Below are 24,268 nucleotides of genomic sequence, written 5' to 3'. Positions count from 1 at the left end.
CCCCGGTGTGTTCGGCACCTCCGGGCGAAAACTGAAAGACTGTCGGGAAGGACCCCGCCGGACCCACGCGCCGGGCGCATGTTGAACACGACTCAAGGAGCATCATGAAAGTCACGATCATTGGCGGCCACGGCAAGGTCGCCCTGCTGGCAGCCGCCGAATTGTCCAAGCGCGGCGACTCGGTCACCTCGATCATCCGCAACCCCGACCACATCGCGGATATCGCCGCCACCGGTGCCACGGCCCTGGTGCTGGACGTCGAAAACGCGACGGCCACCGAAATGGCCGAGGCCTTCACGGGGGTCGACGCGATTGTCTGGTCGGCCGGTGCCGGCGGCGGAAATCCCGACCGCACCTATGCCGTTGACCGCGACGCCGCCATCCGTTCCATGAACGCGGCGGAGATCGCCGGAGCCAGGCGCTACGTCATGGTCTCGTTCCTGACCGCCGACACCGAGCACCTGGTGCCCCTGGATGACCCGTTCTACCCATACATGGCGGCCAAGATCGCCGCCGACGAGCACCTCCGCGCCAGCACCCTTGACTACACCATCCTGGGACCCGGCGCGCTGACGCTGGCCGAACCCACCGGTTTGCTGACCCCGAACCCCGACCCGGCAGCCGACACCTCGACGTCCCGGGCCAACACCGCGCTGGCCATCGTGGCGGCACTTGACGAGCCGGCAAGCATCGGCCGCACCATCAATTTCTGCGACGGCGACACCCCGCTCCCCCAGGTCGTGGCGGGCACCCGGCAGTAATCCGAAGCGAAGGCTTCATTGACAGGTGCGAATGCCCCACGCAGGATTGGGCATACGCCACCCACACCAGCCTTGGGAGTATCGCCGTGAACGAAGCAGTTCCAAACGCCACCCTGTCCGTCGCAGCGATCCTGGCCGAGGGCGCCAGGCGCCACGGCGACCTGCCCGCCATCACGCTGAACGGCTCAAGCACCAACTACCGGGACCTGTGGGACCAGACCCGCGCCTACGCCGGGGCGCTGCGTGGGGCCGGGGTGAAGGACGGCGACAAGGTGGCGATCCTGATCCCCAACGTCACCGACTTCGCCCGCGTCTACTACGCCGTGCTGTCGCTGGGCGCCGTGGCGGTGCCCGTCCATGCCCTGCTCAAGCGCCACGAAATCGAGTACGTGCTCACCGACGCCGAGGTGAAGCTGATGGTGTGCGCCGCCCCGCTGCTGGGCGAGGGTGCACCGGGCGCGCTCTCCGCCGGCGCGCAGGTGCTGACCGTACTGTCCACGGTGCCAGGGGAATTCCCCCGGCTCGAGGACCTGGCCCAGGCCGCAACCCCCATCGGCACCTACGTCCCGCGCGGGCCGCTGGATATCGCCACGATCCTCTACACCTCGGGCACCACCGGCAAGCCCAAAGGGGCCTTGGGCACCCACTTCGCGCTGGTCGAGCAGGTCAACGTGCTGCTGCTGAACACCTTCGACATGCGCCGTGGCGACAAGCTCTTCGGCGGACTGCCGCTCTTCCACACCTTCGGGCAGACCGTGGCGCTGAACGCCGGCTTGCGCGCCGGGGCGGAGATCCTACTGCTGCCCAAGTTCACCGGGGAGGCAGCGCTGGCCATGGTTCTGGATGAGGGCGTGAACGTCTTCATTGGGGTGCCCACCATGTACGTGGGGTTGCTGGCCGCGGCCAAGGCGCGCCCCGAACCCGCCCCCGCACTGCGCTATGCGGTCTCCGGTGGCTCGGCCCTGCCGCTGGCCATCCTCGAGGGCTTCCGCGAGCAATTCGGCGCCGCCATTTACGAGGGCTACGGGCTGACCGAAACCTCCCCCGTGGCATCCTTCAACCACGTGGGGATCGAGCCGAGGCCAGGGACCGTGGGCCAGCCTGTCTGGGGCGTTGAGATCGAGATCGCCCGTCCCGAGGTCGCCGACGCCATCGAGCTGCTGGGCTCCGGCGAATTGGGCGAGCTGGTGATCCGTGGGCACAACCTCTTTTCCGGGTACCTGAACCGGCCACAGGCCACCGCGGAGGCCATGGTTGACGGCTGGTTCCGCACCGGGGACCTGGGCACCAAGGACGCGGACGGCTACATCACCATCGTGGACCGCAAAAAGGACATGATCCTGCGCAACGGCTACAACGTCTACCCGCGCGAGGTCGAGGAAGTGCTGGTGGCCCATCCGGAGATCACCAATGCGGCGGTCTTCGGGGTTCCCGACGAAAAGCACGGCCAGGAGATCGTGGCGGCGGTGACCCTGGTGGCCGGAAGCCTGCTGGATGCCACGGCCATCGGCGACTACGCCAGGGAGCGGCTTGCAGCGTACAAGTATCCGCGGCTGGTGGAGATCGTGGCCGAGTTCCCGCTGGGTCCCAGCGGCAAGGTGCTCAAGCGCGAACTGGTCACCCGGTACGGCAAGGAGTAGCCGGCGTCATCGGGAACGGGTTGCCACCCCCAGGCTGTAGGCGCTTTCGAAGCGCGGGGCACCGGGAAAGTAGAACGTGTCCAGCTCGGTGATCTCAAACCCGGCATCGCGAATCATTTGCGTGGTGGAGCGGGTGAGGTGGCAGCCGCCGGCCAGCGCCTTCTGGATGGGTTCGACCCGTCGCTGGAAGCGTTGGACCTTTTCATCGGGCGCCAGCCCGTGTTCCAGGAAGTGCAGCGCCCCGCCGGGCTTGAGCACCCGGCGGACCTCGGTCAGGGCCGCCGCGGCATCCGGGATGGTGCACAGCGTAAAGGTGCTCAGCGCGGCATCGAAGGAGCCGTCGGGCTCCCCCAGCTCCTGGCCGTCCGGCGACCCGCGAACGATCCGCGTGCCCGAGGAAGCACGAACCCCGTCCGAAAGCCGCCAGGCGGTGTCTGAGGGTTCAACGGCCACCACTTCGGCGGTGGCGGCCGGGTAGTGGGCCACGTTGCTGCCCGAACCGAAACCCAGTTCCAGCACGCGCCCGCCAAGCCCCGCACACACCTTGGCGCGCAACGGGTCCAGGGACCGGTTGTCGCAGGCGAACGCGACGAGACGCGGCAGCACGTACTTCCCATAGAGGCCGGCCATCAGGCGCAGGCCTCGGAGTGGTTGGATCCTTTTTCGCCCATGTCAACAGTCTCTGCCCCCTGCGCCGTGCAAGCAAGCGAACGGAGATCCGCCACATCTCGTGCCACAAAAGGCAAGGGCCCGGCGGATGCGCCGTGACGCGCATCTGCCGGGCCCTGGTCGCTCTGGAGCAACCTGAGGTCTTAGGCGTTCCACAATCCGTAGGAATCGGCCAGGTCCGCGATCTTCTGGGCACGGGCCAGACGCGGCAGGTAGGACCCGTCGCCCACCGTGGCACCTGCCGCGTGGGCGTCAAGCATGTCGTGGGCCCAGGACAGCTCGTCGGTGCTCGGTGAAAGACCAAGGTTGATCTCATCGACCTGGGTACGCGAAAGCGCCAGCTTGCCGGTCATGCCCATCGAGGCGGTGATCGCGGAGTCAGCCAGGACCTCGGCGGCGTCGGCGCCGGGAGCCGGCGGGCCGTCGATGGCGCCCGGGAGCTTGCCCACGCGCGATGCCACCACGAGCTTGCCGCGGGCGTAGGCCAGGGCGAGCGGGTCGCCGGAGACGCCGGTGTCCTTGCGGAAGTCGTTCACTCCGAAGGCCAGGCGGAAGGTGCCGGGGGCGGAGGCAATGGCGGTGGCGTTCTCGATGCCGAGCGCGGATTCGACCAAGGCGAGCACCGGGGTGCCTGCCTGCAGTCGCATGGCCGTGTAGGTGACCTGCTCGGGCTTTTCGGTCATGGCCAGCATGACCCCGCGCAGGCCGGGGGCCTTGGACAGGTCGGCCAGGTCCTTGGCCCAGAAGTCGGTGTCGATTCCGTTGACGCGCACCCAGGCGGTCATTCCGGTGGACAGTGCCTCGACCACGGCCGCGCGTGCGGCATCCTTCTTGTCATCCGGAACTGCGGCTTCCATGTCAAAGATGACCGAGTCGGCCTCGGACGCGAGCGCCGGGGCGAAGTCCTCGGGCTTCGAGGCGTTGACTAGCAGCCAAGAGCGGGAAAGTTTTGCTGGAAGGTTAGCTGCGCGACGGTTACGGAATGCCATGCCTCCAGCCTACCGACTTCGCGCACCAAGGTACCAACGCGGAAGGTGCGGCGGGTACACAAAGCCGCGAATGCCCGACAAATGCGCCTTCGGTGTGACCAACTCGACGCACATTTTCGCACGCCACCTAAATTGCAGTATGGTTTTTGAGGCTCTGTATCGGCCGTCACAACAAGGCACCACCACTCCCCAAGGATAGTCAGCACCATGACAGAACAAACGCTCAAAAAAGCATCGGGAGGTGAGCCCGCCGACGGCAATCCGCCACTCGAACGGGCACTATCCAACCGCCACATCCAGCTCATGGCCATCGGCGGTGCCATCGGCACGGGTCTGTTCATGGGTTCGGGCAAGACCATCTCGGTTGCGGGCCCGTCGGTCATTTTCGTTTACATGATCATCGGCTTCATGCTTTTCTTCGTCATGCGCGCCATGGGCGAATTGTTGCTGAGCAACCTGCAGTACAAGAACTTCGGCGACTTCGCCGGTGACCTCCTGGGGCCGTGGGCTTCCTTCTTCACCGGGTGGACCTACTGGTTCTGCTGGATTGTCACGGGCATCGCCGACGTGGTGGCCATTGCCCACTATGTCGCATTCTGGTGGCCCGACCTGGCACTGTGGATCCCGGCCATCCTCTGCATCCTGGTCTTGCTGGCATTGAATCTTCCCACGGTCCGCGCCTTTGGCGAGACCGAGTTCTGGTTCGCGCTGATCAAGATCATCGCCATCATGGCGCTGATCGTCGTCGGCCTGGTCATGATCATCATGAGCTTCGAAACCGACGGCGCACGCGCCTCCTTCACGAACCTGTGGGAACACGGCGGGATGTTCCCGACCGGCTTCATGGGCTTTGTTGCAGGCTTCCAGATCGCAGTGTTCGCCTTCGTCGGCATTGAATTGGTCGGCACCGCCGCCGCCGAGACCAAGGACCCGGAAAAGAACCTGCCCCGCGCAGTGAACTCCATCCCGATCCGCGTGCTGCTCTTCTACGTCGGAGCCCTGGTCATTCTCATGGCCGTCCGCCCGTGGACCAGTTACTCCGCAGACGAGTCCCCGTTCGTTGGCATGTTTGCCCTGGCCGGCCTGGTCGGTGCCGCGGGCGTGATCAACTTCGTTGTGCTCACCTCGGCGACTTCCAGCGCGAACTCCGGCATATATTCCACTTCGCGCATGGTTTACGGGCTGGCCCGCGAGGGCGATGCACCCAAGGCCTTTGGAAAGCTCTCGAGCCGCAAGGTCCCGAAGAACGCGCTGATCTTCTCCTGCATGTTCCTGCTCGCCGGCGTGGCCCTGCTCTATGCGGAGGGCTCAGTCGCCGAGGCATTCACCCTGGTCACCACGATCTCGGCGCTGTGCTTCATGTTCGTCTGGTCGATCATCCTGATCAGCTACATCGTCTACCGCCGCCGCCGTCCGGAACTAAATGAGGCCAGCAAGTTCAAGATGCCCGGCGGATCGTTCATGCCCTATGTGGTGCTTGCCTTCTTCGGCTTCATCATCTGGGCCCTGACCACCCAGCCGGACACGCTGATGGCCCTGGTCTTCACCCCGATCTGGTTCGTTGCCCTGGGCATCGGCTACCTGATGGTTCGCCGCAACCCGGAGCACGCGGCCATCCGCGCCGAGCACGATGCCAAGGTCGCCGCCGAACACGCCGCACGCAAGGCACGCCTGCGCGCCTAGCACCACCGAACCAAGCCAAGGCGGCGGTTGGGATTACCCCATTCACGGGTGGTCCCAACCTCCGTCGGTTGCTTAACGCGAGCAGTTCGTGGCGCCGACCGCTTGGACCGAGCGCGGGTGGGCAGGACGGCACGGTCCACCCGCAGTTGTCCGCCGCCAAGTTCGGCACCCCCGCCCACGACCGAGTTCCTTGTCAGTGCCTGGCACATCAGTTAAGGCCGATCTGGTGGCCCCGTTTCCATGTGCTGGGCTCCGCGGCGCAAGGCCTTACCTGCAATAGGCGATAGTCGCTGCCGTACATGGCCAAGGTGATGCCGCAGAGCGGGATATGTAGGCTCTGGTCGGTCAGCCGTACCCAGGTTCCCTGGACTTCGTAGGCTTCATCGCCGGCATAGCCGCCTTCAAGGTCCCTGAGCTTCACCACCAGCTGGGCCATCAACATCGGGGTGCCCTGCGGGAAACCGGCGAAGTCTTCCATCCGGGCGATCAGCTCGGGCAGTCCCCTGTCGGTCAGGCCCGCCGTGTAGCAAAGCTCTTGCAGTTTGCACGGGTCGCTGTCGTGGATCAGACAGAATCCGTTGATATCGATTTGCTGGCGATAGGGCTGCAGCATCTGGATGATTTCCGGATCCGTGCACGGCAGGTAATACATCTTCGCTTCCTCTCTGGCCCCTCGAATCTTCAGTGAAGTTGTTGCGGGAGAAGCCGGGCGTCCGCAAGGACAAGGGCCAGGTTCCGGTATTCGACCGACCCGGCCCCGGCAGGCATGCCCGGCTGCGCGAAGTGGATTTCCAGCACGCGGGCCCGGGGTCCATATAAGTTGAAGGCATCGCAGGCGAATTCCCGGGCTCCCCTCATGTGGTTAAAATGCAGGATTCGGCCGTCCCGCCAATTTGCGGTGTGGCCGTGGTCAAAGTGCTCTCCGCGCTCCAACACGCTGTCGGCAAACCCGTTGAGCATCAAGCTTGTGTCCTCGTGGTTCATCCCCCGAACCAGGAACTCTTGGGCATTGTGGGGCGTGAGCCCAACGGTGTACCCAAAACACTTCTGTGGATCATTGTCTTCGACGTAGCACACGGCGACCCCGTGTTCATCAATGATTTCTTGGACATGCCGGAGCTGCTCGGTCTTGCTCATCCCGTCGCACATGTCGCACATGGTTCCCGCTCCTTGGTTAGCCTTGATGTTTCCTTGACATCACCAAGTGTTCGCCGATCCAAGGGCATTTTGGGCCCTCATTGAAAATTGTGGATAACTTCCCGCGGACACGAAAGCGGCGGATGGGAAAACCCGAAACATGGGTATTTCCATCCGCCGCATGTCGCTCTCGCCGAAACCTGCGGGGGCTGGTTAGGCCCCGGCCGCGACAGTCTGCTCCTTGCGCGCACTTCCGTTGGGCCCGAAGGCTCCACGGTAGGCCGCACCCGGGTGGTTATCGGGCAATCGATCCTGCCCGAAGATCTTCTGGCGTAAGGTGCCCGGCTCGTAGGCGGTCTTTGCCAGACCACGTTCCTGCAGGGTGGGCAGGATGCGTTCGTTGAATTCCAGGTAGGTGCCGGGCAGGCGCCAGTTGATCACGTTGATGCCATCGATCCCCGCGTCCTGCCAGGCGACAAGCTGGTCGGCGATTTCTTCGGGGGAACCCGCAACGATTCCGCGCTCGATGCGAGAATGTGCCAGATCGGCCAGGGTGGGTTCGCGATCCGGGGTGGCGGCGCGCAGCCAATCGACGAACCCTTGTCCCCCATTGTTGGGGATGCTGCGCAACTCGGTGTCCACGGGCAGGCGTGTGCCGTCGGGCAGGATCCCCAGCGATGCGTGGGTCAGGTAGCCCACCACCGATGAGTATTGTGCGTGCTCGGCCCGTTTCGCATCCAGCTCCTTGTTCGTGGAACCGACCACGAAGCTGATTCCCTGGAAGAACTTGATATCGTCCTCACCACGGCCCGCACGCACCGCAGCGGCGCGGGCACTTTCGGTATGCAGCCTGGCCCCCGCCGGGTTGGGCGGTCCGATGAACACGGCCTCGGCATGCTTGGCGGCAAATTCAATGCCGCGCGGCGAACCGCCTGCCTGGAAGAGCAGCGGGGTGCGCTGCGGCGAAGGGGACGGCAGATGCGGTCCCTCGACCTTGTAGCGCGCGCCGACGTGGTTGATCTTGTGGATCTTGGACGGGTCCGAATAGCGCCCGCCCGCCTTGTCCACCAGCAGCGCGCCCTCGTCCCAGGATCCCTCCCAGAGCTTGTAGGCGACATCCAGGTATTCATCGGCCCAGTCGTAGCGGGCGTCGTGCTCGGCCAGGGCGTCGTAGCCGAAGTTCCGCGCCGAGTTTTCCTGCGTGCTGGTCACGATGTTCCACGCGATGCGGCCCTTGGAAATGTGGTCAAGAGTGGAAACCTGGCGGGCGAAGTTGAATGGATGGTTCTGCATGACGTTGGAGGTATAGGCCAGCCCGATGTTCTTGGTGGCCACCGCCAGGGCGCCGAGTAACACCGCGGGGTCGTTGGACGGAATCTGCAGCCCCTCGTGAACGTTGTCCACGTATTGACCGTCGGCCGGGCCGTAGAGCCCCGTGACATCCGCGAAGAACATCGCGTCAAAGAGACCGTCCTCCAGGGTCTTGGCCAGTTCGATCCATAGGTTCACGTCGTTGAATTCGTGCTGCCGGGCCTCGGGGTGGCGCCACTGGCCGTGGTGGATGTGGCTGGCGGTGTTCATCAGGAAGGCGTTGAACAGCAGTGGCTTGCTCATGCGGTGGCTCCGTTCGAGGCGCTGGTTCCGACATAGATGGGGGTGGTGAGCTGGTCCCCGGTCAGCCGTTGCTGTCCCACGGCGCGGGCCCGGTAGATCACGGGGTTGTGCTGTCCCAGCACCCGGGCATTGCGCCAGTGCCGGTCCAGCCTCCGGGTCTCGGAGGCGGCGGAAGCGCCGCCAACCTCAAAGAGTCGATTCGCCACATCCAGGGTCTGCTCAACCACGAAGATCTGGGCCTCGGAGAGATTGGTGTCCAGCTCGGCAGTGGCTTCGGCGTCAAGCTTTCCGGCAGCCGATAAGACTGCCGCGGCTTCGATGCGGGCGCCCACGGTGTCGAGGACAGCATCGATCGCGAACACCGTGGAACTGATCCGACCGACAACTTCTTGCACCAGCGGGTCGCGCTGCGGGGAATCTCCGACCCCATGGGAAAACGCGCGTTCGCGCCCGCGGACATAGTCAACCGCGTCGCGGCGCACGGCGCGGGCGATCCCGCCCAGGGCCACCAGCAAGATGCCCTGGACATAGGCGGCACCGAAGCCAACGCCCTCGATGCCTCCGGAGGCTTCGATATTTTCGGCCTCAACCTCGACGTTGGTGAATACGGTGGTGCCCGAGGCGGTCAGCCGTTGGCCGAACCCGTCCCAGTCATCCACCAATTCCACGCCGGGAGCGGTGCGGTGCACGTTCACGCGCACCGATTCGCCGGTGGCGGTGTCGGCGCTGACCTTGATCCAGTCGGCGTAGAGGCTGCCGGTGCTGTAGAACTTGGTACCGTTGAGCACCGTGCGGCCCGCTTCCTCGGTCAGCACCGTGGAGTTGGTTCCCGGCTTATTGCCCTTCTCGGTGGTGGCGTTGCCAAACACGTCCCCTGCCACCACGCGCGGCAGCCAGCGTTCCTTGGCCGCGGCGTCGGTGCCGGAGACCAGGGTTTCCACGGTGGTGAAGTGCGCGCGCAGGGCCTGGCCGAGGTTCGAGTCCGCGGCGCCGAGTTCGCGCAGCAGCAGCAGCGACTGCGCCAGCGTGGCTCCCGAACCGCCGAATTCCTGCGGGACCCGGATCGCGGTGAATCCGGAGCTCTTGAGCAGGGACACCGCGTCGTGGGCCAGGGTGCGGGTGGCTTCGCTTTCCACGGTGGTGGCGGCGATCGTTGCGAAAACGGGGGCGAAACGCTCCAGCAGGTCGTTGGTCACCGGTGTCCTCGCCGAATCCTGGCGTGCTTCGGGTTGGCGTTCAAGGCTGATGGTCATTCTCTTCCTCCGGTGGTCGTGGCCAGGCGCGGGGCGGCGGCCAATAGCTTGCGGGTGTATTCCTTGGCGGGGTTGGCGAAGACCTCGGTGGTGCGTCCGGCCTCCACGACCCGTCCGGCCTCCATCACGACGATCTCGTCGCTGACGTGTTGCACCACGCCCAGGTCGTGGGAGATGAACAGGTAGCTGAGCTTGAATTCGCGTTGCAGTTCATCGAGCAGATCCAGCACCTGGGCTTGGATGGAGACATCGAGCGCCGAGACCGGTTCGTCGCAGATGATCACGTCCGGCCCCGGGGCCAGGGCGCGGGCAATGGCGATGCGCTGGCGCTGCCCGCCGGAGAGGCGCAGCGGAAGCCGGGATTCCACGGACGCATCGAGGCCCACGGTTTCCAGCAGCCGGATGACCTCAACCCGGCGTTCGGCGCGGGAAAGCCGACTCGCATCGGGCAGGGCATCGGAGAGGATCCGGGCAACGTCCCATTGCGGGTCGAAGGAGCCCAGCGGGTCCTGGTAGATGGAGGTGATGTGCTTGCGCTGCGGTCGGCGCTGCTTCTCGGGCAGGGAGCTCCATGGGTTGCCCAGCAGCCGCACCTCCCCGGCTTCCGGAATCGCGAGACCCAGTGCCATGCGCGCCACCGTGCTCTTGCCCGATCCGGATTCCCCGACGATCCCCAGGGTCTGCCCGCGATTCAGGGCAAAGGAGACATCGTGGACGGCAACGCGTTCGGTTCCGTCGGGGTTGCGGTAGGTCTTGCGCAGGGATTCGGCCACCAGAACGGGACCCGTCCGGTCCTTCGTGGTGTCGGCCGCGCGGCCGGCGCCGATCAGCGCATGCTGGCGCACCGAAATCCCGGCCCCGGCGGGCGCGAGCCTGGTACCGCGCGGTTTGTCGGTGGGCACCGCCCGCAGCAGCCGCCGCGTGTATTCGTGCTGCGGGTTCCCCAGCACCTGGGCCGTTGGCCCGGTCTCGACGATTTCTCCCCGGCGCATCACTGCAATGCGGTCGGCCAGGTGGCCCACCACCGCCAGGTCGTGGCTGATCAGCAGCAGCGAGGTCCCCGCCGCCTTGCGTTCGGCCAGCAGGTCAAGGATCTGTTGCTGGACGGTGGCGTCCAGGGCCGTGGTCGGCTCGTCGGCGATCAGCAGCGCCGGGTCCAGGGCGATGGCCGCGGCGATGAGTGCACGCTGGCGCAGCCCGCCGGAAAGTTCCCCGGAGCGCTGGTTGATGCGCTGCTCGGGTTCCGGGATGCCGACCGCCTCGAGCAGATCCAGCACCTTGGCGGTGCGTGCCGCGGGGGAAAGGTTGGTGTGGATGCGCAGCGAGTCGGCGATCTCCCGGCCGATGGGACGCAGCGGATCCAGGGAAACCAGCGCGTCCTGCAGGACGTAGCCGATGTCCGCGCCGCGCACCTTGCGCCAGGCGCGTTCGCCGTGGCGGCGCAGGTCCTTGCCCTGCAGTTGCAGGGTCTGCGCCCGGATCACCGCGTTGGCGCCGGTCAAGCCGATGAGCGTGCGGGCGGTGACGGATTTGCCGGAACCCGATTCACCGACGATGGCCAGGCATTCCCCGGCATGGATCTCGAAGTCCACACCGTGAACGGTGGGTGTTGCGCCGTTCTTGGGTCCGAAGGCAATCTTCAGGTCCCGGACCTTGATGACGGGTTCGGAACCGGGGTTCGGGTTCGTAATTGTTTGCGACATTACTTGTCCTTGAGCTTGCGTTGGATGCCGTGTCCCAGCAGCGTGGTGGTTGCGGCGCTGAGCACGATGAACAGGCCGGGAAAGACCGTCAACCACCAGGCGTTGCCGATGTAGAGACGTCCCAGGGAGAGCATTGAGCCCCATTCGGGATCCGGCGGGGTGGCCCCCAGCCCCAGGAAGCTCAGCGAGGATGCCCACACGATGGCTTGCCCGACCCCGAGGGTTCCCAGTACGAACAGCGGGGCGGCGACGTTGGGCAGGATGTGGTGGCGGATGATGAAGGCGCGGGAGCGCCCCTGCACGATCGACGCCTCCACGTAGCCGGAGCCGCGCACCGAACGCACCTGCGAGCGGATCATGCGCGCATATCCGGGTGCGGCCGACAGTCCCACCGCAATGGTGGTAGTCACGACCCCCGGACCAAGAATGGTGATGACCAGCAGCGCGAGCAGCAGGCCGGGGAATGCGAAGAGGACCTCCAGGAAGCGGGAAACCCCGAAGTCCACCGCGCGGGTGCCGAGTCCTGCGACCGCTCCGAGCACCACCGCCAGGCCGAGGCCGATGGCCGTGGCGAGCACGCCGATAAGCAGTGAACTGCGTGCCCCGTGGATGACGCGGGAGAAGACGTCGCGCCCGGATTCGTCGGTGCCGAACCAATGGGCGGCACCGGGTGCGGTGAATGCCTCCGCCGGGTTCATGTCCAGCGGTCCGCTGGGGGCGAGCACCGAGGGGATGACGGCCGCGGCGATCAGGCCCAGCAGGAACACCAGCGGAACGATGATGCCGGGTCCCAGTCCGCGTCCGAGCCGACGTATGCCACCCGCGACGATGGTCCCCGGACGATTCCCTGGGAGAGCCGGCGGGACCTGGCCGGACGGTGATTCGATGACGGCGGTTTGGGTGCCTTGGGTCATGGCTTCCTCCAGGTCGGTGATGATCGTGGGCAGGTCCTCGTGCGTGTTCATGCCGCACGCAACCGGGGGTCGGCCAGGCGTTCGGCCAGGTCGCTGAGGAGGGTGACGAGGATGTAGATGGCGGCAACCAGCACGACCACGCCGAGCACCACCGGAACGTCCCGGACCAGCACTGACTGCAGCAGCGTGCGGCCGATGCCGGGGCGCGCAAAGACCGTCTCGACAACCACGGCCCCGCTGATCAGCGAGCCCATGGCCCAGCCCGAAAGTCCGATCCCGGGAAGCGCGGCATGGCGCAGCGCGTGGCGCAGGCTCAGCGAGACCTCGGATTCGCCGCGGGCCCGGGCGGAGATGGCGAACGGCGAGTTCATGGCCGTGAGCATGGATTCGCGCATGACCTGGCCAAGGAACCCGGCCAGCGGGATCGCCAGGGTGAGCACGGGCAAGATCAGGCCTTCAATTCCCGGGGCACCACTGGTGGCCGGAAGCCACTGCAGGCTGACGCTGAAGACCAGGATGAGCAGGCTGCCCAGCCAGAAATGGGGTACCGCGGCCGAAACGACTTCCAGCAGGTTTCCCACGAACGTGGCGCCCCTGCCGCCGCGTGCCGACCAGAGCGCCAGCCCGAGGGCAAGCACCCAGGCCGAGGCAAGCGCCAGAACCGCGAGCACCAGGGTGTTGCCAAGCTGGTCGCCCAGGACCTGCACGACAGGTTCTCGCAGCTGGTAGGAATTGCCGAGATCCCCGGTCACGAGCTTGCCGAGGTATGCGCCGTATTGGATAAGGATCGGTTCATTCAAGCCGTTCAGTTCCCGCGTCAGCTCACGTACCTCTTCGGTGGCGTTGTTGCCCGGTCCGCCCAGCAGCGCATCCACCGGATCCCCCGGCACCAAGCGCATCGCGAAGAAGGCCAGCGTGGCAACCGCCCACAGGACGCCAGCGGCTCCGAGGATACGGAGACCGCTCAGCCGAAGTACCGACCGCAGCCGTGAACTGCCTGCCGTCGAATCTGTGGTCGCGGAAATTGCTGCCGAGGTCGATGGTGTGTGGTTCAAGGTTTCGAGGCTCATGATCGGTCCAACCAGGTGTCGTAGAAGGTGGGCATGCCCAGCGGGGAAAGAAGCGCGACACCTTCGACATCCGAGCGGAAGCCAAGGCGCGTCTGCTGGTCGAAGATCGGCAGCGAGAGATACTGTGCGTCGACGAGTTGCTGGGCCTTGGCATATTGCTGACCACGCTGCTTTTCGTTCCCGGTGGTGGCGGCCAGGCGCAGGGCCTTGTCGATGTCATTGGCCGACGACCCGATCAGGCCATTGTTATTGGCGTGGTAGCCACCCTTGATGACCGAGGGGATGTGCGAGGAATCGTAAACGATGTTCAACACCGACGGTGAGTTCTTGGTGTAGTACAACGGCGAGAGTCCGTATTCCCAGGCGTAGCGCCGGGCGTTGAAGCTTGCCGGCTCCTCCTGGCTGATTATCAATTCGAATCCCACGGCCTTGGCACTGTTCTGAAACTGCTCAAGTACAGAAACCGGAACAAGGATGCTGTCATTCTGGATGACGGTGGTGGAAAGCCGTTGCCCGTCCTTGGTCCGGTACCCCTCGGAATCCCTTTCCGTCCAGCCTGCTTCATCCAGCAACCGGTTGGCCTTGTCCACATCGGTGGAATAGGCCTCGGGGTTTTGCCGGTTGAACTTCGTGATGCTGCTGAGCACCGAATTCGAGCGCGGGACGGTGCTCATGAAGATGCTCTTGAGCGCCGCGTTCACGTCCACCGAACGCACAAACGCCTCACGCACCCGCACGTCTGTCAGCGGTCCGGTGGTGGTATTGAAGGTCAGGTTCACGACGTGTCCGGGCCTGGATCCGATTAGCGTGTCCAACGCCGGGTCGGCGTCCGCCGCCACGGCGTTCTGCGGCTGCAGCACATCGATGACGTCGACCTCGCGGGACTGCAGGGCGGCAAAGCGCGCCGCGTGGTCCGGCAGGAAGCGCCAGACGATCTTTTCCAGGTAGGCGGGTCCCGCATGCCCGGCAGCGGGTGAGGGCGTGTGGTACTCGTCGTTGCGGGTGAGCACGACTTCCTGCTGCTTGGACCAGCTTTCGACCTTGAACGGCCCGGTGCCCACCGGGGAGAGGCAGTTTGCCTCGGCCCCGCGGGCCAGCGCCTTCTGGGACTGGATCGGCACCCAGACCTGGGCGAAGTGCTCAAGCAGCGCGTTGTCGGGTTCCGAGAGGTGCAGCCGGGCGGTGAACTCGCCGATCTTCTCGACGGAGGCCACCTTCTCCACGGCCAGGATTCCGGTGCTCGAGAGCGTCTGGGGATCCTTGATGTAGGCGACGTTCTCGACGATGGTTTCGGCATTGAGCTGCTGGCCGTCGGTGAAGTGGACGTCCTGGCGGACCGTGATGTCCAGGGCCAGCCTGTCCTTGGACCATTTCCAGTCTTTTGCCAGCCAAGGTCCGATTTCGCCCTTCTCGTCCTGGAAGAACAGCGGCTCCAGATATTGGGTGGAGACCAGTGCCTGCGGGACGTTGCCCGAGACGATCGGGTCAAGGCAGGCCGGCTCGGTGTCGCCCGTGGCGTACACCAGGGTGCCGCCGGAGACCGGTTCCCCGGTGGGGCCACTGGCCGAATCTGCGTGGACCGCACCGCCGCAGGCGGACAACGCCAGCACGGCGCCAAGTGCGGCGAATGCAAACGGCACGCGCTTCTTGAGGTTCCTTGTGCTTGTGGCGAGTGGGCTGTCTGCGGAACGGGAGGAACTTGCTGTCTCATCCCGGTACGCCGGCTGGCGGTTTTTCACGGTGGTACTCCTGGACTTGTCGTGGGGTGCGCAGCTCCCGTTCCCGGAGCACGGGAGCGGATTGGCGCGATGTCTGAGACAGTTCTATCCGTGGTCCGACAGCTAGCGCCAACACCGAGCGCCGGATGCTTTGCATGGGTTCTCGGCACGCAACATGGCGTCATTACCCGACCTCAAGGACGGGTCGCAAACCCGTCATAACATCACAAGAGGTCATGTGACGACCCGTTGGTTCGTAATCTTCCGGCCCCCGGATCGCGAGTGCCAGCATCGAGGAAGACAAGCCCCACCGGGAGATCCAGGTTCGGAGGCAGGGATTTCTACCTTAAAACAATCAGGAGACGCATCGTGAGCAAGCCGCTACATTTCAACGCATTCGTCATGAATACGACCAGCCACATCCACCACGGACAGTGGCGCCGGCCGGATGCCGGCCAGACCGAGTTCAACGACGTCAACACGTGGATCGAGCTCGCTCAAACGCTTGAGGCAGCGAAGTTCGACGCGATGTTCTTCGCCGATGTCTCGGGGCTCTATGGGGATTCGGACGCCGACTTCGACGTCTACGCGAACGAAGGGCTGCAGATCCCTTCGAATGATCCAACGGTGCTCCTTGGTGCCCTCGCTGTGAGCACCAAGCACATTGGCCTGGCCACCACGTCGAACGTCGTGCAGAACCATCCCTACAACTTTGCCCGGCAGATCTCCACGCTCGATCACATTTCCGGTGGCCGCATCGCCTGGAACATCGTGACCGGCATCAATGACAATGCCTCACGCAACTACGGCCTGCCCCAACTGACCGACCACGCAGAGCGATATGCCTGGGCCGACGAATACGTTGACGTCGCCTACAAGCTCTGGGAGGGTTCCTGGGATTCCGGTGCCTTGAGGAAGGACAAGGAAAACGGGGTCTACTCCGATCCGTCCAAGATCCACAAGATCTACCACGAGGGCCTGCGCTACCGGGTTGAGGGTCCGCACCTGCCATCCCCCTCCCCGCAGCGCACGCCACTGCTGTTTCAGGCCGGTTCTTCCACCTCGGGGCGTGCCTTCGCCGCACGAAATGCCGAGGCCACCTTCATCATTGCCCCGTCCCCGGCCATCGCGAAGGAGCTGATCAGCGACACCCGCCGGTTGGCCGCTGACTACGGACGCAACCCGGAGGACATCAAGTTCTTCCAGGGCCTGTCCTTCATCATCGGCGACACCGAGGAGGAAGCCAGGGAAAAGGAGGCGTACTACGACCAGTTCGTCAGCGTCGACGGCTACCTGGCCCATTCGGCCATCGTGGACAAGACCGGGCGCGTCTACCCACCTGAAACACCGATTGCCGACCTGGACACCAACACCGGCAAGGGCTTCTCCGAATGGGTGTCCAAGCACATCACCGATCGCGAGCCGGTCGTTGCCGACATAGCGTGGCTGCAGGCCCGCAACACCCGCGTGGTGGGAACTCCGGAGCAGATCGCCGACAAGATCGCCGAATGGCAGGCCGCCGGTGTCGACGGAATCAACGTCATCAACTGGGTGATCCCCGGCTCCTTCGAGGAATTCGCCGACAAGGTGCTGCCCGTGCTGCGCGAACGCGGCCTGGCCCAGAGCGAATACTCGCCCGGGACCCTGCGTGAAAAGCTGTTTGGCGGCGGTCCCCTGCTCAACGACCGCCACCCGGCGTCCGGCTACCGCGGCGCCTTCGCAGCGGGCCCGACCAGTTGGGAAGAGGCCGAGGCCAAGCGCAGCCTCGATGCTCCGCGCATCGGCGTGGATTCCTGATCCCGGCGCACCGCCGGTGGGTGGACAAGGGTGTGGGGTCTGTCCTTATCCGTCGACCCTGAGGAACCTCCTCAGCCCCAAGTCGGAATCCAGCCCCATGGCTGCCGGCATGCCTCCCGCCGAAGCCGCCGAAGAAACACCACACCGGCGTTGGCTAGGATTGCGCGGCGAACCCGACCGGCACCGCGGCGGCAGTCCACACGCTTCCGTCCTTGGCGCTGGAAACGAACAGCAGCAGCGCGCCCCCGCCGGTGCCGGGGTTGTCCCACTGGACGTTTCCGCTGAACGGCCCCAGATCGGGCCCGGATCCGCCCATGACTATCCCGCTTCCAAGCGGCTCTGCACTCCCGTGGGAACGGACCTCGACGTTCACTGTTGCCTCGAAGGCGCGCGACGATCCGGATAGCTCCACCGGGGAGGCGATCCGTTCACCGGCCACCGGGACCTCGAGCTGGATCTCGCTGCTGGTCGCCCCGATGGCGTACCACCGGCCGTCGGAAAGCTGCCGGAGCAGGACGGTGGTCACCGGCCCGTCCGCGGCGGGGCGGACCTCCAGCTCACCGGAGCGGGCATCCCCCTGCATGAATTCGCCATAGACCGGGTCGGTGAACCCGGCGAAGTCCTCGGCGAATCCGCGCGCGGCGTCTTCCGGGTTCGCGTAGCGCAGGGTGCCGCCGGGATCAGGCCACACGACGGTCGCCGCCTCGGCGGCGGGCAGCGACGGGGTGCCGGGCAAATCCGAGGCGCTCTGCGTCGGCGACGGGGTCGCGGGCGTGGCGGAGGGGCCGGGCGCCGTGGTGGTTTCCGGTGCAGGGGTCGTTCCCGGGCCGTTTTGGCCGGGGCCCCCGGTTTGTTGCATCAGCAGGATCGTGATCCAGACGGCGGCCGCCACAAGGGCCAAGACAAGCACGACGATGGCGGTTTTCCGGCCGCGGTCGGACGGCGCCGGGTTTTCGTTCATGGGAGCACCGTAACAACGTGCCCCGAACGCAAACAAGGCCGGAACGGCCGCATTTCGGTGACATTTGGGTGCACGCCACCGACGCGGAAATCGCCGTTGGCCCGCACACGGCTCCGGCCCGGACCCCCAGGGGAGATCCGGGCCGGAGCCGTTCGGGAAGCTGGCGCGCTACTGGCCCTGCGCGGCCTTTCCGACGGCGGCGGAGACTGCCGGCATGACGCGCGGGTCAAGCGGCGAGGGCACGATGTATTCGGCGGAGAGCTTGTCCTGGGCGAGCTCGGCGATGGCGTGCGCGGCCGCAACCTTCATTTCGGCGGTGATGCGGCGGGCGCCGGCATCCAGCGCGCCGCGGAAGATGCCCGGGAAGGCCAGCACGTTGTTGATCTGGTTCGGGAAGTCCGAACGACCCGTGGCCACGACCGCAGCGTACTTGCGGGCAACATCAGGCATGACCTCCGGGTCCGGGTTGGACAGCGCGAAGATGATGGCGTTCTCGTTCATCTTCGCCAGGTCCTCTTCCACGAACTTCGACGAGGACACGCCAACGACGACATCGGCCCCGTCGAGGGCCTCGCGGATGCCGCCGATCAGGCCATCCTTGTTGGTGATGGCGGCGTACTTGGCCTTGATGGCGTTCAGGTCGTCGCGGTCGCGGTGAATGATTCCCTTGGAATCAACCAGCACCACGTCGCCCAGGCCGACGTTGATGAGGATCTCGGCAATGGCAATGCCTGCGGCGCCCGCACCGGAAATGACTGCTCGCATCTGGCCCAGTTCCTTGCCGGCAACCTTTGCGGCGTTGAGCAGCGATGCCAGGACGACCACGGCGGTGCCGTGCTGGTCATCGTGCATGACCGGGCAGTCAAGGGCCTCGATGAGGCGCTCCTCGAGTTCGAAGCAGCGCGGGGCGGAGATGTCTTCGAGGTTCACGGCACCGAAGCTCGGGCGCAGGCGGACCAGGGTCTCGATAATCTCGTCGACGTTGGTGGTGTTCAGCACCAGCGGGATGGAATCCAGGCCGCCGAATTCCTTGAAGAGCGCGCTCTTGCCTTCCATGACCGGCAGCGAGGCGGCGGCGCCGATGTCGCCAAGGCCCAGCACGGCGGTTCCGTCGGAGACCACCACGACCAGGCGCGAGGCCCAGGTGTGGGTGGCGTGCATGGCCGGGTCCGCGGCAATGGCGCGCGAAACCTGGGCGACGCCCGGGGTGTAGGCAATGGAGAGGTCCCGCTTGGTTGCCAGCGGCATCTTGGACTGGACGGTGAGCTTGCCGCCGATGTGGGCGTCGAAGATATCGGCTTCGGTAATGGCGGCGGCGGCGTTAAGAGAGGTGTCAATGGACATGGGGGGACTCCTTGAAAGTTCTGAAATGTGTCGGAGCGAGGAATCGATTCGATGATCGTAGATGTCGTAAGTTTCAGCCGATCCCACGTCGACGTGGTGACCACCTACTGCTTAGCCTCGCTGTGCGTCTGCCGGCCCGGGGTGGGGGCTCAGACGATGCGCACTGGTCAGTACTTTCTTTAGACCGTGGTCCTCACACTACTGCAATTCACCGCGCTTGTGCCACCACTTGACGCAACCATGTCGATACATTCGCTACTGGACGAAGGCCGGGGACTGCCGGTTTCGATATGCAGGCACGCGTCATCGACGCGGCTGGGCGGCACTTTTGTGCGGCATCGGGCATGATGGAATCATGTCCTCCCCAACACCGTCATTGAGCAAAGCCACGGCCTTTCCCGCCCTCGAAAAGAAGGCCGCGGCACGGCTCGCGGCAGCCCTCGAAGAGTCCGCGGACACCACCATCTTTGTCAACGGCACCACCCTGCAATTGCCGGATGTCGCCCACGCGGCCTTGATCGACGTCCTGCAGCGCATGGCGCGTGGCGACGAGGTGAGCGTGAGCACCGTCGAGTCGTTGCTGAACACCTCTCAGGCGGCGAAAATGGCGGGTGTCTCGGCCAGTTACCTGCGCAAGCTCACCGACTCCGGGATCATCCCTGTCGAATACCGTGGCACGCACCGCAGGATCCGGCCGGCTTCCGTCCAGGCTTGGCTCGATGACCGCACCGAGGCGCCGACCGACACCCCGGAATAGGCCCAAACGCAACTCCACCGTGCTGGTTTGGGACGGCAAGACCTTCGTATGTTGGAAGTGGCCGCAGTGGCCGGCGTAGGTGCTTGAAGGTGAGGGACAGATGTTCCGCAATCATTTGATTCGACTCGGGCTGGGCGGGCTGACGGGTGCCGGATTGGTCTTGGCCCTCTCGGGCTGCGCCGGCGGGCCGGCACAGGCACCGACAGCGTCCGAGCCCCATCCAACCGTCGCCCCCTCGGCCACCACCGTGCAGTCAAGTACGCCTGCACCGGATCATTCTCCCTCCGCCGCGGCATCGGCGAGCGACGCTGCCACCCGGGCGAGCAGCGCCCCGGCGTCGCCAACGTCAGTACCGTCGGCGTCCACCCCCGCGACAGAGACTCCCACCGCCACCGCCACTGCGGCCAGCACCGCAGCAAGCAGCGCCCCACCGTCGCCAACTGCCACTCCAGCTCCCGCTCCCGCTCCCCCACCCTCCGCTCCGCCCTCCGACACGCTTCCGGCGACCTCGACCTCCTCCTTGACGGTTTTCTATGTGGCGCTCGGTGACCAAGGCCAGGCCGGTCCCATGATCGGTTGTGGCGACAGCATCGTCGCCACCGAAACCGGTCCCGTGATCTACGCCAGCCAGGTGGAGGCCGCAATGAGTGACCTGCTGGAGAACAAGGACACCGTGCACGGCGAATCGGGTCTCATGAATGCGCTCGCGGGGTCGAATTTGAGATACGTATCTTCTTCGGTGTCGGGTAACACCGTGACCGTCGAACTCACCGGGGACCTCAGCTCCGGAGGCATTTGCGACGATCCGCGCATCATTGCCCAGCTCACCTACACCGCCATGGTTGCCGCCGGGGCCGGGGAAGCGAGGATCCTCATCGACGGCATCGACATTGGCGACAAACTGAGCCAGAAATAGCCAGATGTTGACTTATAGGCAACAAGTGTTGATAAAGTGCCGGTGTGACCTCAACAACAGAACCCGGCATGGGCAGTGAAACCGAAATAGCCATGATTCGTGCCGCCGCGCATGAATCACTCTTATCCGAGCGGGCATCGCACATCAAGCAGTCCGCGGTCCGTGACGTTTTTGAGCTCTCCCTCGACCCCTCGCTGGTCTCGCTGGCCGGTGGCAACCCCTATCTGCAGTCGCTGCCTCTGGAAAAGCTCGGGGCCATGGCCTCCGAGCTCATCGCGACCCAGGGAATGACCGCGCTGCAGTACGGAAGCGGCCAGGGCACCGAGGAGCTGCGCAACCAGATCTGCGAGGTCATGGCCGAGGAAGGGATCACCGGGGTCGATCCAAATAACATTGTGGTCACCACCGGGTCACAGGCCGCACAGGACGTTGCCTGCAAGGTCTTCTGCAACCCCGGGGACACCGTGCTGTGCGAGGACCCCACCTACGTGGGCGCGCTGAACACCTTCGAGGCCTACCAGGTGCGCGCCGAACCTGTCGCCACGGACGAGCACGGCCTCGTTCCCGCTGCCCTGCGCCAACGGATCGCCGAACTGCGCGAGGCCGGCGCACGGATCAAGTTCCTCTACACGATCCCCAACTTCAACAATCCCTCGGGCATCACCCTGGCCGCCGAGCGCCGGGCCGAGATCGCCGAGATCTGCATCGCCGAGAACATCCTCATCCTTGAAGACAACCCCTACGGCATGCTGCGCTACACCGGGGAAGCGATCAAGCCGCTGCGCGCCGAAAACCCCGATCACGTGATCTACATGGGCTCGTTTTCCAAGATCCTGGCCCCCGGCCTGCGCATCGGCTGGGCGGTGGTTCCGACCCATCTCTTCCGCCGCTTCTATCTGGCCGCCGAGGCCGTCACGCTCTGCCCGGCGACCTTCAACCAGATGCTGATCAGCAAGTACCTCGCGGAACATGACTGGCGCGGGCAGATCCAGACCTACCGGGAGCTCTATGCTTCCCGCTGTGAGGCGATGCTGCAGGCGCTGGATGAGTACATGCCCGAGGGCGTGCACTACACCCGGCCGGAAGGCGGCTTCTTCATCTGGGTCACGCTGCCCGAGGGAATCGATACCTACGGGCTGCTGTCCAAGGGCATCGAGGCAGGGGTGGTCTTCATTCCCGGCGCCGCTTTCAGCCCCCTCGAAGGCGCCGGCCACCGACTGCGTCTGGCCTTCAGCGCGGTGCCCGAGGAGAAGATCCGCGAGGGCGTCAAGCGCCTTGCCCCGGTGCTCGCCGAGGCCATCGCCGCAAACGGCGTCCGCTAGGATCTCTTCGGCGCAGAACGGTTCCCTTGTCGGCCCTCCCGCGCAGACGATCGCCGGCGCATGATGTAACCATGTGGTTTGGATGGATCGAATTCGACATCCTGCTGGGCGATGTCCGCTCGCTCAAAGAGAAGCGCGCCATCGTGCGGCCGATCCTGGCCGAGATCAGGCGCCGGTTCGAGGTCTCGGTCTCGGAGACCGGCGGGCAAGACCTGCATCGGCGCGCCGGGGTGGCGGCGGGGCTCGTCGCGGCCGATGCCGCGCATGTCATCGAAGTGCTGGACGGCATCGAGCGCCTGGTCGCCGCCCGCCCGGAGGTGGAACTGCTCAGCGCGCGGCGCCGCCTGGGATCTTCCGGGGACGAGTAGCCAGCCGGGCGCTAGCGGATCACCCAGGTGACCAGGCCCAGCAGGGTGCAGACAACGGCCAGGAGAATGCCGAGCCGCGGGGCGATCCATGCGGTGACCTCGGCCTCGCTCGGCGGCCCCGCCAGCGCGGCAGGTCCGGGGACCGCGGCGACGGGAACCACCGCCATCTCGTAGGCCAGCAGGATCCGCGAGGGTGCCAGCATGGTGGCCATGGACGCGGTGACATTGGAAACCGCGACGATCTGCAGCACGGATGAGCCCATGCTTGCCGCCGCCTGCGCCTGGGTCGCCGCCAGCATCGAGTTTGCCGCGGTGTTGGATCCGGAAATGAACCCGGCCAGCCCGTTGAGCACCGGACCCAGCACCAGGTACCCGGCACCGATTCCGGCGAGCGCGGCACCCAGTTCCCTGCCCATGCCGGTGGCTGCAAGCAAAGCGCCCAGAACGGTGAAACCCCCGGTGGCGATTCCCACGGGTATCCAGCTGCGGTAGGCAAGGGCGGCGCGGGCACGCAGGCCGGCCGTCCCGCCGCCGAGGGAAGCGGAACCGTATTGCGCGACGAGGCAGGCCACGACGAGCCAAACCCCGCCGCTGGTGATGGTCCGCTTGAGCAGGGAGGCCTCCATCGGCGAACTAAGCGCGCGGGCAGCCAGCAATCCGAGGGTGAGCACGGCGTAGGGCAGCAAGGCCACCCAGACCTCGCGCCCCGCGGGCACCAGCGAACCGCCGATCCTGAAGGCCACCAGGTGCGCCGCCAACACGAGCAGCGAGCCGACGATGCCCGCCGGCGGGGTGCCCATGAGCAGGTTGGCGGCCAGGATGCCGGCGTTGAGCAGCACCGCGGCACCCAGCAGGTGCGCCAGCAGGCGCCCGGGCCGGGGCGACTCGCCGCGCAGCACGAGCCACGCGGTGACTCCGGCGCCGAGCACCACCGGCAGGGTCATGAGCGCCGAACGGACGCCCACGTCAAAGAGGGTAAGGCCGGCCAGGTCCGCGGCCACCAGGGTGCCCGGGCCCAGGGCTCCCCACGGGACCGCCACGAGCCCGAGCAGGCTCAGGATCGCCGAGTTCTTCACCGAATGCCCCAGCTGCAGCAGCAGCGGAACACCCACGGTGACGCCGATGCCGAATCCCGTCACCGACTCGGCGAAGGGCACCAGCCCGAAGATCACCAGCACGGTTCCGGCCTGCTGGTTGGAGGCGCTTTGGCGCAGCCAACCGGAAATCCTGTCCATGGCACCGGTTTCGGAGGTGATGCGCGAGAGCAGCACGCCGCCGAAGAGGATCAGCAGCACCTCGAGGATGGTGGGGCCGAACATGGCCCCGGCCCGCAGGAGCTCGACAAGGGGGGTGGGGAAGAAAAAGATGGCCGCGAGTACACCGGTGAGCAATGAATAGACGGCCATGGTGGTGGCCTTCGTCCGGGCCAGGAACAAGGCCATGGCCACCATTATCGGGGAGGCGGCAGCCAGTGCCAGCATGCGGCGGGTCCTTTGTTCGGGGTGCCGCACACGGAAGGCTCACGCGGCATGTTCTGCTGCGATCGACGATACCTCTCCGGCGACGGAACAACGACTTGGTTGCGGCGGCTTGGCCCGGGACGGCGACGGCCGAGAACCGCCGCACGTTTCACCAGGTGAACGTACGGCGGG

General features: G+C 65.6%; 22 protein-coding genes. 8 read left to right on the top strand and 14 right to left on the bottom strand.

Annotation, left to right across the window (positions count from 1 at the left end; all coding sequences use genetic code 11):
• Positions 1-104: 104 nt before the first annotated feature.
• Positions 105-761 (top strand): SDR family oxidoreductase, encoded by a 657-nt coding sequence (locus KRR55_RS02345; RefSeq protein ID WP_254455748.1) that lies wholly within the window; start codon positions 105-107, stop codon positions 759-761.
• An 86-nt stretch (positions 762-847) separates the two neighbouring features.
• Positions 848-2,401, top strand: coding sequence for a long-chain-fatty-acid--CoA ligase (locus KRR55_RS02340; protein ID WP_217387419.1), 1,554 nt, complete (start codon positions 848-850; stop codon positions 2,399-2,401).
• A gap of 6 nt (positions 2,402-2,407) precedes the next feature.
• Here KRR55_RS02340 and KRR55_RS02335 read toward each other — a convergent pair whose 3' ends face one another.
• Positions 2,408-3,031 carry a class I SAM-dependent methyltransferase gene (locus tag KRR55_RS02335; protein WP_217387418.1) on the bottom strand — a complete coding sequence of 208 codons (624 nt, stop codon included), beginning with the start codon at positions 3,029-3,031 and terminating at the stop codon, positions 2,408-2,410.
• Positions 3,032-3,213: 182 nt separating this feature from the next.
• On the bottom strand, positions 3,214-4,059 hold the full coding sequence (locus KRR55_RS02330) for an HpcH/HpaI aldolase/citrate lyase family protein (protein ID WP_217387417.1): 846 nt from the start codon (positions 4,057-4,059) through the stop codon (positions 3,214-3,216).
• 207 nt (positions 4,060-4,266) lie between these two features.
• On the opposite strand from KRR55_RS02330, the gene cycA reads away from it, so the two are divergent.
• Positions 4,267-5,742 (top strand): D-serine/D-alanine/glycine transporter, encoded by a 1,476-nt coding sequence (gene cycA / locus KRR55_RS02325; RefSeq protein ID WP_217387416.1) that lies wholly within the window; start codon positions 4,267-4,269, stop codon positions 5,740-5,742.
• Between the two features lie 208 nt (positions 5,743-5,950).
• Here the strand turns inward: cycA and KRR55_RS02320 are convergent, their stop codons facing one another.
• From KRR55_RS02320 to KRR55_RS02285, 8 genes are all read right to left on the bottom strand, one after another.
• Positions 5,951-6,394: a hypothetical protein gene (locus KRR55_RS02320; protein WP_217387415.1), complete on the bottom strand. Its 444-nt coding sequence runs from the start codon at positions 6,392-6,394 to the stop codon at positions 5,951-5,953.
• Between the two features lie 29 nt (positions 6,395-6,423).
• Complete coding sequence (locus KRR55_RS02315; protein WP_217387414.1) at positions 6,424-6,900, bottom strand: DUF4262 domain-containing protein; 477 nt, start codon at positions 6,898-6,900, stop codon at positions 6,424-6,426.
• Between the two features lie 192 nt (positions 6,901-7,092).
• On the bottom strand, positions 7,093-8,493 hold the full coding sequence (locus tag KRR55_RS02310) for an NtaA/DmoA family FMN-dependent monooxygenase (RefSeq protein ID WP_217387413.1): 1,401 nt from the start codon (positions 8,491-8,493) through the stop codon (positions 7,093-7,095).
• Entirely contained in the window at positions 8,490-9,746 is a 1,257-nt protein-coding gene (locus KRR55_RS02305) for an acyl-CoA dehydrogenase family protein (protein ID WP_217387412.1), read from the bottom strand. Before KRR55_RS02305 ends, KRR55_RS02310 begins: the two co-directional genes overlap by 4 nt.
• A complete protein-coding gene (locus KRR55_RS02300; protein WP_217387411.1) occupies positions 9,743-11,449 on the bottom strand; it encodes a dipeptide ABC transporter ATP-binding protein in 1,707 nt (568 codons plus the stop codon). Before KRR55_RS02300 ends, KRR55_RS02305 begins: the two co-directional genes overlap by 4 nt.
• The gene (locus KRR55_RS02295) at positions 11,449-12,414 is read right to left on the bottom strand and encodes an ABC transporter permease (protein WP_254455747.1); all 966 of its coding nucleotides are present in this window, start codon (positions 12,412-12,414) and stop codon (positions 11,449-11,451) included. The genes KRR55_RS02300 and KRR55_RS02295 overlap by 1 nt, the downstream gene beginning before the upstream one ends.
• On the bottom strand, positions 12,411-13,433 hold the full coding sequence (locus KRR55_RS02290) for an ABC transporter permease (protein ID WP_217387410.1): 1,023 nt from the start codon (positions 13,431-13,433) through the stop codon (positions 12,411-12,413). Before KRR55_RS02290 ends, KRR55_RS02295 begins: the two co-directional genes overlap by 4 nt.
• Positions 13,430-15,073 (bottom strand): ABC transporter substrate-binding protein, encoded by a 1,644-nt coding sequence (locus KRR55_RS02285; RefSeq protein ID WP_336245017.1) that lies wholly within the window; start codon positions 15,071-15,073, stop codon positions 13,430-13,432. Before KRR55_RS02285 ends, KRR55_RS02290 begins: the two co-directional genes overlap by 4 nt.
• A gap of 447 nt (positions 15,074-15,520) precedes the next feature.
• Here KRR55_RS02285 and KRR55_RS02280 point away from each other — a divergent pair, with 447 nt between their 5' ends.
• A complete protein-coding gene (locus KRR55_RS02280) occupies positions 15,521-16,948 on the top strand; it encodes an LLM class flavin-dependent oxidoreductase (protein WP_336245016.1) in 1,428 nt (475 codons plus the stop codon).
• Positions 16,949-17,102: 154 nt separating this feature from the next.
• Here KRR55_RS02280 and KRR55_RS02275 read toward each other — a convergent pair whose 3' ends face one another.
• Positions 17,103-17,909, bottom strand: coding sequence for a Gmad2 immunoglobulin-like domain-containing protein (locus tag KRR55_RS02275; protein WP_217387408.1), 807 nt, complete (start codon positions 17,907-17,909; stop codon positions 17,103-17,105).
• A 168-nt stretch (positions 17,910-18,077) separates the two neighbouring features.
• The gene (locus tag KRR55_RS02270) at positions 18,078-19,253 is read right to left on the bottom strand and encodes an NAD(P)-dependent malic enzyme (RefSeq protein WP_217387407.1); all 1,176 of its coding nucleotides are present in this window, start codon (positions 19,251-19,253) and stop codon (positions 18,078-18,080) included.
• 355 nt (positions 19,254-19,608) lie between these two features.
• Between KRR55_RS02270 and KRR55_RS02265 the strand changes: the two genes are divergently transcribed.
• The gene (locus KRR55_RS02265; RefSeq protein ID WP_217387406.1) at positions 19,609-20,010 is read left to right on the top strand and encodes a helix-turn-helix domain-containing protein; all 402 of its coding nucleotides are present in this window, start codon (positions 19,609-19,611) and stop codon (positions 20,008-20,010) included.
• Between the two features lie 273 nt (positions 20,011-20,283).
• On the opposite strand, the gene KRR55_RS20180 is transcribed toward KRR55_RS02265, so the two are convergent.
• Positions 20,284-20,505: a hypothetical protein gene (locus tag KRR55_RS20180; protein ID WP_254455746.1), complete on the bottom strand. Its 222-nt coding sequence runs from the start codon at positions 20,503-20,505 to the stop codon at positions 20,284-20,286.
• Positions 20,506-20,530: 25 nt separating this feature from the next.
• Between KRR55_RS20180 and KRR55_RS20175 the strand changes: the two genes are divergently transcribed.
• The 3 genes from KRR55_RS20175 (at position 20,531) to KRR55_RS02250 (ending at position 22,616) form a co-directional block, all read left to right on the top strand.
• The gene (locus KRR55_RS20175) at positions 20,531-20,926 is read left to right on the top strand and encodes a GerMN domain-containing protein (RefSeq protein ID WP_254455745.1); all 396 of its coding nucleotides are present in this window, start codon (positions 20,531-20,533) and stop codon (positions 20,924-20,926) included.
• A 68-nt stretch (positions 20,927-20,994) separates the two neighbouring features.
• The gene (locus tag KRR55_RS02255) at positions 20,995-22,248 is read left to right on the top strand and encodes an aminotransferase-like domain-containing protein (RefSeq protein ID WP_217387680.1); all 1,254 of its coding nucleotides are present in this window, start codon (positions 20,995-20,997) and stop codon (positions 22,246-22,248) included.
• 71 nt (positions 22,249-22,319) lie between these two features.
• Complete coding sequence (locus tag KRR55_RS02250; RefSeq protein ID WP_217387404.1) at positions 22,320-22,616, top strand: DUF503 domain-containing protein; 297 nt, start codon at positions 22,320-22,322, stop codon at positions 22,614-22,616.
• An 11-nt stretch (positions 22,617-22,627) separates the two neighbouring features.
• Here the strand turns inward: KRR55_RS02250 and KRR55_RS02245 are convergent, their stop codons facing one another.
• Entirely contained in the window at positions 22,628-24,097 is a 1,470-nt protein-coding gene (locus KRR55_RS02245) for an L-lactate permease (RefSeq protein ID WP_217387403.1), read from the bottom strand.
• Positions 24,098-24,268: the final 171 nt, after the last annotated feature.

Source organism: Paeniglutamicibacter quisquiliarum, from assembly GCF_019084045.1.
Classification (GTDB): domain Bacteria; phylum Actinomycetota; class Actinomycetes; order Actinomycetales; family Micrococcaceae; genus Paeniglutamicibacter; species Paeniglutamicibacter quisquiliarum.
This window is presented reverse-complemented; position numbering and strand designations above follow the sequence as displayed.

Excerpts from the sequence above, each read along its gene's own strand:
- KRR55_RS02290 (WP_217387410.1), bottom strand. The coding sequence starts at position 13,433 with ATGAGCCTCGAAACCTTGAACCACACACCATCGACCTCGGCAGCAATT.
- KRR55_RS02255 (WP_217387680.1), top strand. The coding sequence starts at position 20,995 with ATGGGCAGTGAAACCGAAATAGCCATGATTCGTGCCGCCGCGCATGAA.
- KRR55_RS02300 (WP_217387411.1), bottom strand. The coding sequence starts at position 11,449 with ATGTCGCAAACAATTACGAACCCGAACCCCGGTTCCGAACCCGTCATC.
- KRR55_RS02305 (WP_217387412.1), bottom strand. The coding sequence starts at position 9,746 with ATGACCATCAGCCTTGAACGCCAACCCGAAGCACGCCAGGATTCGGCG.
- KRR55_RS02335 (WP_217387418.1), bottom strand. The coding sequence starts at position 3,031 with ATGGCCGGCCTCTATGGGAAGTACGTGCTGCCGCGTCTCGTCGCGTTC.
- KRR55_RS02245 (WP_217387403.1), bottom strand. The coding sequence starts at position 24,097 with ATGCTGGCACTGGCTGCCGCCTCCCCGATAATGGTGGCCATGGCCTTG.
- KRR55_RS02345 (WP_254455748.1), top strand. The coding sequence starts at position 105 with ATGAAAGTCACGATCATTGGCGGCCACGGCAAGGTCGCCCTGCTGGCA.
- KRR55_RS02310 (WP_217387413.1), bottom strand. The coding sequence starts at position 8,493 with ATGAGCAAGCCACTGCTGTTCAACGCCTTCCTGATGAACACCGCCAGC.
- KRR55_RS02320 (WP_217387415.1), bottom strand. The coding sequence starts at position 6,394 with ATGTATTACCTGCCGTGCACGGATCCGGAAATCATCCAGATGCTGCAG.
- KRR55_RS02275 (WP_217387408.1), bottom strand. The coding sequence starts at position 17,909 with ATGAACGAAAACCCGGCGCCGTCCGACCGCGGCCGGAAAACCGCCATC.
- KRR55_RS02250 (WP_217387404.1), top strand. The coding sequence starts at position 22,320 with ATGTGGTTTGGATGGATCGAATTCGACATCCTGCTGGGCGATGTCCGC.
- KRR55_RS02265 (WP_217387406.1), top strand. The coding sequence starts at position 19,609 with ATGTCCTCCCCAACACCGTCATTGAGCAAAGCCACGGCCTTTCCCGCC.
- KRR55_RS02315 (WP_217387414.1), bottom strand. The coding sequence starts at position 6,900 with ATGTGCGACATGTGCGACGGGATGAGCAAGACCGAGCAGCTCCGGCAT.
- cycA (WP_217387416.1), top strand. The coding sequence starts at position 4,267 with ATGACAGAACAAACGCTCAAAAAAGCATCGGGAGGTGAGCCCGCCGAC.
- KRR55_RS02270 (WP_217387407.1), bottom strand. The coding sequence starts at position 19,253 with ATGTCCATTGACACCTCTCTTAACGCCGCCGCCGCCATTACCGAAGCC.
- KRR55_RS02330 (WP_217387417.1), bottom strand. The coding sequence starts at position 4,059 with ATGGCATTCCGTAACCGTCGCGCAGCTAACCTTCCAGCAAAACTTTCC.
- KRR55_RS02295 (WP_254455747.1), bottom strand. The coding sequence starts at position 12,414 with ATGAACACGCACGAGGACCTGCCCACGATCATCACCGACCTGGAGGAA.